General features: G+C 44.1%; 8 protein-coding genes and 1 pseudogene. 7 read left to right on the forward strand and 2 right to left on the reverse strand.

All coding sequences use genetic code 11. The annotated features are described in order from the left end of the window. Positions 1 to 45 precede the first annotated feature (45 nt). From QWZ07_RS11320 to QWZ07_RS11345, 6 genes are all read left to right on the forward strand, one after another. Positions 46 to 1,080 (forward strand): efflux RND transporter periplasmic adaptor subunit, encoded by a 1,035-nt coding sequence (locus QWZ07_RS11320; RefSeq protein ID WP_192852731.1) that lies wholly within the window; start codon positions 46 to 48, stop codon positions 1,078 to 1,080. Between the two features lies 1 nt (position 1,081). Then, the gene (locus QWZ07_RS11325) at positions 1,082 to 2,167 is read left to right on the forward strand and encodes an efflux RND transporter periplasmic adaptor subunit (protein WP_192852732.1); all 1,086 of its coding nucleotides are present in this window, start codon (positions 1,082 to 1,084) and stop codon (positions 2,165 to 2,167) included. Further along, entirely contained in the window at positions 2,160 to 5,270 is a 3,111-nt protein-coding gene (locus QWZ07_RS11330) for an efflux RND transporter permease subunit (protein WP_192852733.1), read from the forward strand. Before QWZ07_RS11325 ends, QWZ07_RS11330 begins: the two co-directional genes overlap by 8 nt. 105 nt (positions 5,271 to 5,375) lie before the next feature. After that, positions 5,376 to 5,942: a DNA-3-methyladenine glycosylase I gene (locus QWZ07_RS11335; protein WP_102384161.1), complete on the forward strand. Its 567-nt coding sequence runs from the start codon at positions 5,376 to 5,378 to the stop codon at positions 5,940 to 5,942. Between the two features lie 109 nt (positions 5,943 to 6,051). Further along, a complete protein-coding gene (locus tag QWZ07_RS11340; protein WP_192852734.1) occupies positions 6,052 to 7,071 on the forward strand; it encodes a winged helix-turn-helix domain-containing protein in 1,020 nt (339 codons plus the stop codon). Then, complete coding sequence (locus QWZ07_RS11345) at positions 7,062 to 7,535, forward strand: hypothetical protein (protein ID WP_192852735.1); 474 nt, start codon at positions 7,062 to 7,064, stop codon at positions 7,533 to 7,535. Before QWZ07_RS11340 ends, QWZ07_RS11345 begins: the two co-directional genes overlap by 10 nt. An 88-nt stretch (positions 7,536 to 7,623) precedes the next feature. Here QWZ07_RS11345 and QWZ07_RS11350 read toward each other — a convergent pair whose 3' ends face one another. Together QWZ07_RS11350 and cls are read right to left on the reverse strand one after the other, a co-directional pair. Continuing rightward, positions 7,624 to 8,808: a cystathionine beta-lyase gene (locus QWZ07_RS11350; RefSeq protein WP_076671408.1), complete on the reverse strand. Its 1,185-nt coding sequence runs from the start codon at positions 8,806 to 8,808 to the stop codon at positions 7,624 to 7,626. Positions 8,809 to 9,008: 200 nt separating this feature from the next. Further along, positions 9,009 to 10,463 (reverse strand): cardiolipin synthase, encoded by a 1,455-nt coding sequence (gene cls / locus QWZ07_RS11355; protein ID WP_076671410.1) that lies wholly within the window; start codon positions 10,461 to 10,463, stop codon positions 9,009 to 9,011. Between the two features lie 367 nt (positions 10,464 to 10,830). On the opposite strand from cls, the pseudogene QWZ07_RS11360 reads away from it, so the two are divergent. Beyond that, positions 10,831 to 12,263, forward strand: a pseudogene (locus tag QWZ07_RS11360) (sodium-dependent transporter). The last annotated feature ends 181 nt before the right edge of the window (positions 12,264 to 12,444 follow it).

A 12,444-nucleotide genomic window follows, 5' to 3' on the forward strand; every position in this document is an offset into this window, starting at 1 on the left:
GATTAATCTATGTTAATAAGATACTTATAGATATGGATGATCACCATGTACAAAGCCTCCCTAGTCCTGTTGGTAACCCTGTCCGGGTTATCTGGGTGTGGTAAGGAGCTGCCTCCTGTTCCTGAGCCCGAATCAAGACCCGCCAAACTTTTCACTGTCTCCGTTGGTAATAATGCCTTTGAACGAAATTTCCCCGCAACCACTGAAGCGGGCGATAAAGCTGTCTTGGCCTTTCGTGTTCCAGGTTTGTTACAAACTCTCGATGTTACTGCTGGGCAACAGGTATCAAAAGGCGAAAAACTGGCGATGCTCAACCCTGATGAATATCAGCTACTAGAGAAACAAGCCAGAGCTAACTTCAAACTTGCCGATGTGCAGTATCAGCGTGCGATTAAACTGCGTAAAGATAGAGTGGTCTCAGAGCAAGATTTTGATCAAGCGAAAGCCAACCACAATTCTGCTCGAGCTGTACTGAATCAAGCGAAAGCTAACTTACGCTACACCACATTGATTGCGCCTTATGAGGGCACCATTTCTATTATTCCTGCTGAAAACCACGAGTATATTGCGGCGAAGCAAGGAGTAATGAATATTCAAACCAATCAAATCCTCAAAGTCGTCTTCCTATTACCTGACCAATTAATTACTCGCTTTTCTTCAGGTTTTGAAACAGACGCGACCATGGTATTCGATGCTTTTCCAGAACATTTTTACGAACTGACTTTTCAAGAGGTCGATACCGAAGCGGATCCAAAAACAGGCTCTTACAAAGTCACCATGATAATGGAGAGACCTACTGATATTGGCATACTGCCGGGCATGTCTGGGACTGTGAAACTGGTGTCTGCACAAGCAGCGGCAACCAAGATTCCAACCTCTGCGATGATGACTGACGGAAACGATGTCTCTGTATGGCGCGTGAATAACGACGGCATTGTTGAAGAAGTTGCGATTGTGATCGATGAAAAACGTCATATTGTTTCGGGTTTAAATGATGGTGACCGCGTGGTGACTTCTGGTGTTAACGGACTTGAATCTGGCGTTAAGGTTCGCGAGTGGATCAAGGAAAGGGGGTTGTAGCATGAAGACAATTCAAATGGCTCTCGGCCTATCCTGTCTAGCTTTGCTGACGGCTTGTAAAGACAAGGCTAGCACTGAATCTGACAAGCTTCCTCTCGTCAAAGCAATCGAAATTTCGGTTCTCGACTTTAATGACAAACTCTATTTCCCTGCCGTCGCAAACGCAGCTGAAAAAGCCCACCTTAGCTTTCGAGTGGCAGGTGAGATATTTAAGCTGGATGTTAAAGAAGGCGAGCGCGTAAAAGAGGGCGACATTCTTGCTGAGCTTGATCCGACTGATTACCAATTAGATGTGGACAACGCTCAAGCGAGATACACAGTAATTGATAGCCAATACAGACGTTCTAGCCCTTTGGTTAAAAAAGGCTTACTGGCTAAGTCTCAGTTTGATGAAATTGCAGCTCAACGCCAAATTGCTTACGCCGAACTTGAATTGGCAAAACTGCGTTTGTCGTTTACTAAACTTCGTGCCCCTGTTGATGGGATTATTTCGCGTGTCAGTGTTGATCAATATGAAAATATTCAAGTTGGCCAACAGATCGTGAACATTCACAGCGTTGAAGATGTGGAAGTTATTATACAACTTCCGGATCAAATCTACGTAAACCAACCCAATGAGACGATCTTGTCAAACGTTGAAGCTTTAGTGAGGGTGCCAAGCGGCAATGAGTACCCGGCTGGAATAAAAGAGTTTACGACTGAGCCCGATCCAAGCACTGGGACGTTCACCGTAACGTTAGCATTACCGATGCCTAAAGATGATTTGATTCTTGATGGTATGGCGGTTGAAGTAACTTCGCACGGCAGAGATATCGGTCTCGAGCTGAAGGCTGGCGTGCTTATCCCAATTGAAGCGGTGTTCAACGCCGATGGGGATGACCTCTCTCGTACAAATTCTTATGTATGGGTTCTTAACGATGACGATACTGTCTCTAAGCAGCAAGTCGTGTTAGGCAAAGCAAACCAGACTACATTACAAATTATTAAAGGATTAGAAATGGGGCAGCATGTCGTTGTTGCGGGCGTATCACGATTGCGTGATGGAATGACAGTGGAAGTATTGCCTCAGGAGACGAACGATGAGTGAAGTGAATAACAAGCCTCAAAATGACGCTCCGCAAGGTGATGACCAGATCACAGGTGTCGCGTCTTACTTTATACGTAATAAAGTCATTAGCTGGATGCTATCGCTGATCTTTCTGATTGGTGGTGTTTCTGCATTCTTTGGCTTGGGTCGTTTAGAAGATCCAGCCTTCACTATTAAAGATGCAATGGTTGTTACCTCGTATCCTGGTGCTACTCCGCAACAAGTGGAAGAGGAAGTGACCTACCCACTAGAGAAGGCGATACAACAGCTGACTTATGTGGATGAAGTTAACTCTATTTCAAGTCGTGGCCTGTCACAGGTTACGGTCACCATGAAAAACAACTATGGCCCCGACGATCTTCCGCAAATTTGGGATGAATTGCGTCGTAAGGTGAACGATCTCAAGGTGGAATTACCGCCCGGGGTGAATGATCCTCAGGTCATTGATGACTTCGGTGACGTTTACGGTATTTTGCTTGCCGTGACGGGGGATGGTTACAGTTATAAAGAGCTTCTCGATTATATTGATTACCTAAGGCGAGAGTTGGAATTGGTTGATGGGGTCAGTAAAGTCTCTGTTTCCGGTCAACAGCAAGAGCAAGTTTTCATTGAGATATCGATGAAACGGATAAGCTCACTTGGGATCTCTCCAAGTACCGTCTTCAATCTACTATCGACCCAAAATATTGTATCCAGTGCTGGCGCAGTCCGGATAGGCGATGAGTATATACGTATCCACCCAACGGGAGAATTTCAAAACGTTGAACAACTTGGCGATTTGATTCTAACTGAAGGTGGCGCGCAAGGGCTTATCTACTTAAAAGATGTTGCCGACGTGACACGCGGTTATGTTGAAGTACCCACCAATATCATTGGTTACAACGGAAAACTGGCTCTCAACCTCGGGGTGTCCTTTGCTCAAGGTGTGAACGTGGTGGCGGTAGGTGAAGCCTTTGACCGACGTTTGGCTGAGCTCAAATATCAACAACCCGTTGGGATAGACATTTCTGAGGTTTATAACCAACCAAAAGAAGTGGATAAATCGGTTAGTGGTTTTGTTGTCAGCCTCGGACAAGCGGTTGCCATCGTAATTATCGTACTACTGTTCTTTATGGGGCTTCGCTCCGGCTTGTTGATTGGTTTGATACTGCTATTGACCGTTTTCGGTACCTTCATTTTCATGCAGTACTTCAAAATCGATCTTCAACGTATCTCACTAGGCGCATTGGTTATTGCCTTGGGGATGCTGGTGGACAACGCCATTGTGGTGGTGGAAGGGATATTGATCGGCACGCAAAAGGGACGATCCCGGATGCAGGCCGCCACCGATATCGTCACTCAAACAAAATGGCCACTGCTCGGTGCTACTGTTATTGCTGTTACGGCTTTTGCTCCAATCGGTTTATCTGAAGACTCGACGGGCGAATACTGTGGCACCTTGTTTACGGTTCTGCTGATCTCATTAATGTTGAGTTGGTTTACTGCAATCTCGATTACCCCATTTTTCGCAGATATTTTCTTCAAAGGTCAGAAGATTGATCCTGAGAGTGAAGGCAAAGACCCATACAACGGGATGGTTTTCGTTATCTACAAAAACTTCCTAGAGTTTTGTATGAAACGAGCTTGGTTAACCATGTTTGTTTTGGTTATCGGCTTGGGTGCGAGCGTTTACGGCTTTGGTTTTGTAAAACAAGCTTTCTTCCCATCTTCTACTACACCAATGTTCCAAGTCGATGTATGGATGCCTGAAGGGACGGATATCCGAGCGACCAACACCAAACTTAAAGTGCTGGAAAACTGGTTATCGGAGCAAGAGGAATCCGAGCACATCACAACCACTGCGGGTAAAGGTTTACAGCGTTTTATGTTGACCTATTCACCGGAGAAAAGTTATAGCGCGTACGGCGAAATAACGGTTCGTGTAAAGAGCTATGAAGTACTTGAAGCGCTTATGCTTCGTTTCCGTGAACATGTTGATACGCAATTCCCTGAGATTGACTACAAACTTAAACAGATTGAATTAGGTCCAGGCGGCGGCGCGAAGATTGAAGCTCGTATTGTCGGTTCCGATCCAACGATTCTTCGTTCTATTGCCTCTCAAGTAATGGATGTGATGCGTGCGGATTCAGGTGCTTATAACGTTCGTCATGACTGGCGTGAAAGAACTAAGGTGTTAGAGCCTCAGTTCAATGAAAGCCAAGCGCGTCGTTACGGTATTACGAAGTCTGACGTTGATGATTTCCTAGCGATGTCATTCTCAGGTAAGTCGATTGGTGTGTACCGTGATGGTACGACGCTGATGCCTATCGTGGCACGATTGCCGGAAGATGAGCGTATTGATATTCGTAACATCGAAGGAATGAAAATTTGGAGCCCTGCATTAAGTGAGTACATTCCGCTACAGCAAGTAACGTTAGGTTACGAACTAGAGTGGGAAGACCCGTTGATCATTCGTAAGAACCGTAAGCGTATGCTAACGGTTATGGCTGACCCGGACTTATTGGGTGAAGAGACAGCATCAACGCTTCAAAAGCGTTTGCAGCCAAAAATTGAAGCGATCGAGATGCCACCGGGTTATTCACTTGAATGGGGTGGTGAATATGAATCGTCGGCAGATGCGCAAGCATCATTGTTTACGACGATGCCTTTGGGTTACTTGTTCATGTTCTTGATCACTGTGTTCCTGTTCAACTCAGTGAAAGAGCCGCTGATTGTTTGGCTAACCGTACCACTTGCCTTGATAGGGGTGACGACGGGCCTACTGGCCTTGAACACGCCTTTTGGCTTCATGGCGCTATTAGGCTTCTTGAGTCTATCGGGAATGCTACTCAAGAACGGTATTGTATTGCTCGATCAGATTGGGATTGAAATGAAGTCAGGTAAAGATCCGTATGTAGCGGTTGTGGATGCGGCATTGAGTCGTGTACGTCCGGTATGTATGGCGGCGATCACGACCATTCTAGGTATGATCCCACTACTGCCTGATATCTTCTTTAAACCAATGGCGGTAACCATTATGTTTGGTTTGGGCTTTGCTACAGTACTGACACTAATTGTTGTTCCTGTGCTTTACCGTTTATTTCATAAAATTGAAGTAAGGTAAAATCAGTTACCCTAAGAATGAATGCCCCTTAATGGGGCATTATTTTTTGTTAATGGCTAATGGCTATTGCTAACGACCAACAGACCCTAAATAGAGAGGCTTAAAATGGAAATAGCTGCATCGGATCGAACATGTGCATGGGCGCTTAAGCACGAGCTTGAAAGGGAGTATCACGATAAGGAATGGGGTGTACCGGTTTATGATGACCAAGTTTTGTTTGAGTTCATTACCTTAGAAGGGGCACAAGCAGGCCTTAGCTGGATCACGATACTTAAGAAGCGAGAAGGATATCGTGCAGCTTTCGATAATTATGATCTTAATAAACTCTCGTCGATGAACGAAGATGATGTTGCAAACGTTATTGAGAACTTTGATGTGGTTAGGCACAAGGGCAAGATCGCCTCCGTCTATAATAATGCCCGAGCGACACTTGAGCTTCAAAAGGAGTTCGGTTCTCTGTCTAATGCGTTGTGGCAGTTTGTTGATAACAAGGTGGTTGATAATCAATGGACAGAGATGTCTCAAGTTCCAGCTTCTACCGAGCAATCAAAAGCGATGAGCAAGTTTTTGAAAAAAAGAGGCTTCAAGTTTGTAGGGGAAACAATCTGTTATGCGTTTATGCAGGCTACAGGAATGGTTAACGATCATATGATTGACTGCCCATATAAATAAAATTGTTATTTATCGTCGCGAAATAATTGAGTGAAAACTGGAAATTTCACTGGCCATTTATAAACTATTCAATATCATATGCGGCCGAATTCTAATGTAGACAACGATAGTGAATCAACAAAACTACCAAATATGTGATGCTAGCTATGATCCTTTACTTAGGCAGTTTTTGCGTGAGGATGGCCGCGTAGAAACTATCGCGCCGTTAGAAGGGAAGGTTTTCCTGTTCTTGTTAGAAAACGTCGGCGAATGCATTGAACGAGGTCTGATATTCAAGAAGTGTTGGGGTGATGTTATTGTCTCTGAGCAAGCGTTGACCAACGTGATCTCAAAGCTTAGAAAAACACTTAACAGAGTTACCTGCGGTTGTGCGACGATTCGTACCGTCAGTAAAACGGGTTATTCTCTGGAGATCGAGGGATCATTTAAACCTATAATTGCAGAGCCCAAAGCGCTAACCCCAGATGCGGACTTCTTGTCAGAAACGTCTCCGATAGTATCCTCTCAAGCAGAGCTTAAGCCGCTGTCAGCGGTGACAAATCAAATACAAACATCAAGCAAGTCACCGGATAAAAAGCCGTTAGATGATCAAAACCATGTTATGTCTACACCTGTAATACGAAACGTTGAAGACGTTAGGGAAACTCCGTTGTCGACAGATAGTACGAATGGTTCAGCTAAGGCTACTTCGTCGATCTTGAAGCTTTTTGTACATCGCCATTTAGTCAGTGCGGGCTACTTTTTAGCCTTTGTCTGTGTGTTAGTTAGTTTATTTAATGTTCTTCAGGCTTATTATCAACCAGTCCCATACTTTGTTGATAAAAGTGATTATCGCGACAGCTTCGTGCACAAAACCAATCACTACTTTTTCCACATTGTGCGCAATGAAGCCTACTCGTTGCCCGCCATCACTGAGAAGCTGATACAAGTGATTCCTAGTCATTGTAATGTCGATGTCTTTGTCCGTATCTATCCGTCGGTTAGCCAACCAGAAAATGATGCTATGTATATGTTAGTTCAGAGGGAAAATGGTGAAGCTTTTAACTATATTTCATCAATTTTCGAAGTTGAGTCAGCTTTTGATTCACTTGTAACCTACATGGCTCAAAGGAGTTACTTTTGCGAATAATTGGTTTACTAGTGATATTAGTACTGACAGCGGCAAGTTTCATGATTGATAGGAACGAATTAGCGGGCACTCGTTGGCATTGTAAAACCATTAAAACAGGATTTATGACGCAGGCATTTCAACCTTATCAATCCTTGTATGAACGTATGACTTTTACTTTCCAATCCGATGATACGTTTATGATTACCGAGTCGGTGAAGATTGAAGGGAAGGATGGTCAAGTAAGTAAATTGGAGCACCATTCCTCTGGTCGTTATTCGTTAAAAGATGGAGAGTTGTCTATCTCTATTGTTGATTATTCGCCAACAACTGAAACTGATGACCCTGTTATTAATCAAGAGTATAGTTCGTATGAGGGTTTGAATGTTGACTACTCTGCTATTGTTACCGAGGACTCACTTTATCTATTTAATAAAAACCGCTTCGAAATTTTTAATTGGGTATGTTTCAAGGTCCAGAAGTAGTTATATAACGTTTACGCTAAGAATTTACTGAAATAAAAAAGGCAGGATGAATCCTGCCTTTTTTGTAGAAGCTTGTTTATTATTTAACTTAAACCAAAGCGTTGTAACGCTCTAAGCCAGCCTCGAGATCGGCAATCAAATCATCGACATCTTCTAAGCCGATATGAACACGAATCAAAGTACCTTCGAAGTTCGGATTCGCGACGGTTCTTAGGCTATTAAAGCTGCTTGGTTCATTAGCAAGAATCAAACTCTCAAATCCACCCCATGAGTAACCCATGCTGAAGTGTGTCATACCATCAAGTAGGGCTGTCGTCGCTTGTGGGTTTGAATTTTTCAGAACGAATGAAAACAGGCCATTACCGCCAGTGAAATCTCGTTTGAAGAATTCATGACCGGGGCAAGACTCAAGGGCAGGGTGACGAACATGGTCAACCTCAGGGCGTGTTTCTAACCACTTCGCGACTTTTAAGCTGCTTTCAGCATGTTGGCGAAGTCGAACATCCAGAGTTCGAATACCACGAAGACCAAGATAAGCGTCATCTGGAGATACGCACTGTCCCATCAAGTAACTCTGCTCTCGCAGCTGATCCCAGCACTTCTCATTGGCAACAGCTGTGCCTAGCATTACATCAGAGTGACCCACGATGTATTTAGTCGCGGCTTGAATCGAGATATCAACACCGAAATCAAATGGTGAGAAGTTCACACCAGCCGCCCAAGTATTATCAAGCATAACGATGATGTCATGTTCGTGAGCAATACGAGCTAGGGTTGGAACATCTTGAACTTCCATGGTCACTGAACCCGGAGACTCGGTAAACAGTACCTTGGTATTTGGCTTGATAAGGTCTTGGATGCCTTCGCCAATCGTTGGCTCGTAGTAAGTCGTTTCTACGCCCATCTTTTTCATGATGGTGTCACAGAAATCACGGGTCGGCTCGTAACAGGTATCGACCATTAAGATGTGATCGCCGGTTTCAACAAACGATAAGATTGCGTTTGAGATGGCTGCAGTACCACAAGGGTAAAGAGCACAGCCTGCACCGCCTTCAACTTCAACCATTGCATCTTGAAATGCGAAATGAGTCGTGGTGCCACGGCGTCCGTAGAAAAGTGTTTTGTTAGCGCGATTAACGGTCGCTTTGCGTTTCTCTTCTACAGTGTTGAAAACAACAGTTGAAGCGCGTTGCACGGGTGGGTTTACGACGCCATTGGTCCACTTCTTATCACGGCCTGCAGTGATGAGTTTGGTGGTTTTGCTTTCGGACATGCTGTGAATTCCTTATCGAACGGTTATGTCCTATTTAAAACACGCGAGGAGGCATCAAAGCAAGAGGAGAGGCGGAGTTTTTACGGTTTTCTTTCGCTTTTTAACTTTTCAGTAAGTTTTTCAATGAAAGGCTAAAAAGCGAAAGATATAAAAGTCGTGATAGATCTTGATGTTTCGATGTGTTCGCGACTTTGTTTACGTCAGAGGAGCGGATTAAATAAGTAGAAAAGCCTTTCAAAGAAACGGTTTCTCAGATTCCTTTTTTCCCATTCTTCCAATTCAACGGGATGAGAAGAATCAATATAGGATTGCTGTAATTCGGATAGTTGTTGAGTGAAGTGCACATCATCAACGGCAAGCGTCACTTCAAAGTTCAGCCACAAGCTGCGCATGTCGATATTGACCGTTCCGATCAAGCAGAACTCTTCATCGATGACTACTGACTTGGTATGAAGAAGGCCTCCGTAAAACTCATAGATCTTGACGCCAGCTTCAAGCAGTTCGGTATAAAACGCGCGAGAAGCCCATTTGACCATCAAAGAGTCATTGTTGTGTGGAATGATCAGTTCAACGTTCACACCACGCTGCGCGGTCATTTTTAGTGTCTCTAATAAGTCGGCACTGGGTACAAAGTAGGGCGTAGTGATACGAACAGAGTGATTAGCCTGATTAATCGCAATGGTCAGCACTTGCAAGATCAAATATTCCGGCATACCCGGACCAGACGGAACCACTTGTACAGGGTGATGAGTCTTTATTTCTTCGACAGCACACTCAGGTAGATCTGGAAGAATGCGTACGCCCGTTTCAACTTCCCAATCCCAACCATGAATCGCAGATAAAACATTAACTGTTGGCCCAGTCACGCGCACCATGACGTCGATCCATTGACCAACACCTGAGCTCTGTTTGAAATGGGCAGGGTCAACCATATTCATTGAGCCTGTGTAGGCAATGGTCTCATCGATGACAATGATTTTACGGTGTTGCCTCAAATCGAGACGTCGTAAAAAAATACGCCAAGGGCTAACTTCTAATGCTTGCACAACGTGAACGCCAGCGTCTTTCATCATTGAATGCCAATGGCTTTTGAAGAAGCGAGGGCTACCTGCAGAATCGAGCAAAACTTTAACATCAACGCCGCGCTTCGCCGCTCGTATTAAAGCCGATGCGACTGAATCCGTTAGACCGCCAGGGTGCCAAATATAGAAAACCATTTTGATACTGGTTTGGGCATTTTCTATATCTTCGATAATTGCGTGTAGGATCTCATTGGGTGAAGATTGCAGAGAAAGTGTGTTTCCACTGAGCGCAGGAATGCCCATCCGGTTGTTACAAAGCTCATCGATCTTGTGGATAGGGGAGCCAACTTTACCGGGAAGGTGGAGCTGACAATCATTTAATTGTCGGAACCAATCACCAAAGGGAGTAAACATGCGATGTGCGCGCTCAGCCCTTTTTTTTCCTAGGTTTAGCTCACCGAAAAGGAAGTAACAAGCCACTCCGACAATCGGGATAATGTAGATAACCATCAGCCACGCGAGAGAAACACTCACAGAGCGTCGTTTTAGTACGACACGGAAAGTCACACCGGCTACGAGGATCCAGTACAAAGCAACAGAAGCCAAAGTTAAAAAATGGTAGAGCTTTTCCACATTGATTACTCGAAAAAAGAGACACTTAGATAGTAATGCTATTTTGCGGATATGGGAATTTAAGGAATCAACTATTTACAAATTAGAGCTAAAGCTGTAAACAGGTTATAGTTGTTAAGTTTTGGTTAACTTAAGACGAAAACGATTGTTTTGTATGAAAAGTCGGCATTTAACCATAAAAATTTACATTGGTAACGAAATATGTACGGTTCGCGCTTCCAATTTTATTCTTAAACTGGTTTACTTGCTATATAACGAGCGTCAATCAAATCTTTTAGGTGTGTAAATTTTTTTATACACCTTATCTTTTAAAGACGCCACCCAAAGCAAAACACAACATCACATAACACAAAAGTTTGGAGTACACGTGGCTACTAGTAATACAACCACAACACCCCGCGATACCTGGGGTTCGAAATTAGGATTCGTAATGGCTGCAGCAGGTTCTGCTGTTGGTTTAGGTAACATCTGGAAATTCCCATACACAGCAGGTGAAAGTGGCGGCGGTGCATTCGTTGCAATTTACCTGTTTTTTGTAATCTTCATTGGTTTCAGTGTCATGCTGACTGAATTTGCGATTGGCCGTCATACGCAAAAATCAGCAGTAGGTGCATTTAAATCGACTGACCGTCGTTGGACGTTCGCTGGTGTTATCGGCGTAGTCAGTGGTCTACTTATCATGGGTTTCTACCCTGTAGTAGGTGGCTGGTCTATCGCATACATCGGTAAGATTGCTGGTGGTCTACTGGACGCACCTGAAGCAATCGGCGACAGCTTCGGTGGCTTTATCTCAAACCCAGTTCAACCACTTATGTGGATGGGCCTATACCTACTACTTAACGTTGTCATCGTTATGAAGGGTATTTCTGGCGGTATTGAGAAAGCGGGTAAGATTCTGATGCCACTTCTTTTCATCATCCTTATCGTGGTATCAATCAAAGGCATCATGCTTCCGGGCGCGATGGTGGTCTTGAATTCTTATTCAGCCCTGACTTCTCTAAAGTAGACAGCGGTGTAATCCTAGCTGCACTAGGTCAAGCATTCTTCTCACTAAGTCTTGGTATGGGTTGTATGCTGACATACGGTTCTTACCTTAAGAAGAAAGAGAACCTAGTTCAAACTACTGCAATGGTTACTGCGATGGATACAGGCGTAGCTATCCTAGCTGGTGTTGCAATGTTCCCTGCAATGTTCGCATTCGGTATGGAACCAGCAGCTGGTCCTGGTCTAGTATTCGTTGTTGTTCCTCAGCTATTCGCTGAAATGGGCGGCGTAGTTGGTCTTCTATTTGCTCTTATGTTCTTCGTTGGTCTAAGTGTTGCGGCACTAACTTCTTCAGTATCTTTACTTGAAGTTGTGGTTTCGTACCTAATCGATGAGAAAGGCATGAAGCGTGTAACAGCTGTACTGTCTGCGAGTGTCGTAATGGCGATTCTATGTATCTTCGCTTCTCTATCACTTGGCGGATTCGGTCCAACATTGTTTGGTACTGGCGCATTCGATATCTTCGACCTACTAACAGATAAGATCTTCCTAGCAGTTGGCGGTATGTTGGTATGTATCTTCGCTGGTTGGAGACTAAACCGTGCTGACCTAGAGAAAGAAATCACTAACGACGGTGAAGTATCTTTCCCACTATTCGGTCTATGGTACACACTAGTTAAGTACATCATCCCAGTAGCTATCGCTATCGTAGCGTTCATGGGTATCTCTTCTGGCTTCGACAGCGGTAAAGGTGCAATCATGCTACTAGGTATTGGTATCATTGCTGGCTCTGCGATTATCTCTAAGAGGCTATAGTTCTAAGAAACCATAATTCTAAGAAGCTACAATCGCGAGTTAAAGTAAGTTAAGAAACGGGAGCCATAGGCTCCCGTTTTTTTTATGTTATTAACTTAATTATCATCGAAAAATAAAACACTTACATTCACTAAAGTTATCCGTGTGATAGCCGATATACTTATCGGTTAGGCCAATTGAG

This window comes from Vibrio lentus, from assembly GCF_030409755.1.
GTDB lineage: Bacteria > Pseudomonadota > Gammaproteobacteria > Enterobacterales > Vibrionaceae > Vibrio > Vibrio lentus.

Excerpts from the sequence above, each read along its gene's own strand:
- QWZ07_RS11330 (WP_192852733.1), top strand. The coding sequence starts at position 2,160 with ATGAGTGAAGTGAATAACAAGCCTCAAAATGACGCTCCGCAAGGTGAT.
- QWZ07_RS11320 (WP_192852731.1), top strand. The coding sequence starts at position 46 with ATGTACAAAGCCTCCCTAGTCCTGTTGGTAACCCTGTCCGGGTTATCT.
- QWZ07_RS11350 (WP_076671408.1), bottom strand. The coding sequence starts at position 8,808 with ATGTCCGAAAGCAAAACCACCAAACTCATCACTGCAGGCCGTGATAAG.
- QWZ07_RS11325 (WP_192852732.1), top strand. The coding sequence starts at position 1,082 with ATGAAGACAATTCAAATGGCTCTCGGCCTATCCTGTCTAGCTTTGCTG.
- QWZ07_RS11335 (WP_102384161.1), top strand. The coding sequence starts at position 5,376 with ATGGAAATAGCTGCATCGGATCGAACATGTGCATGGGCGCTTAAGCAC.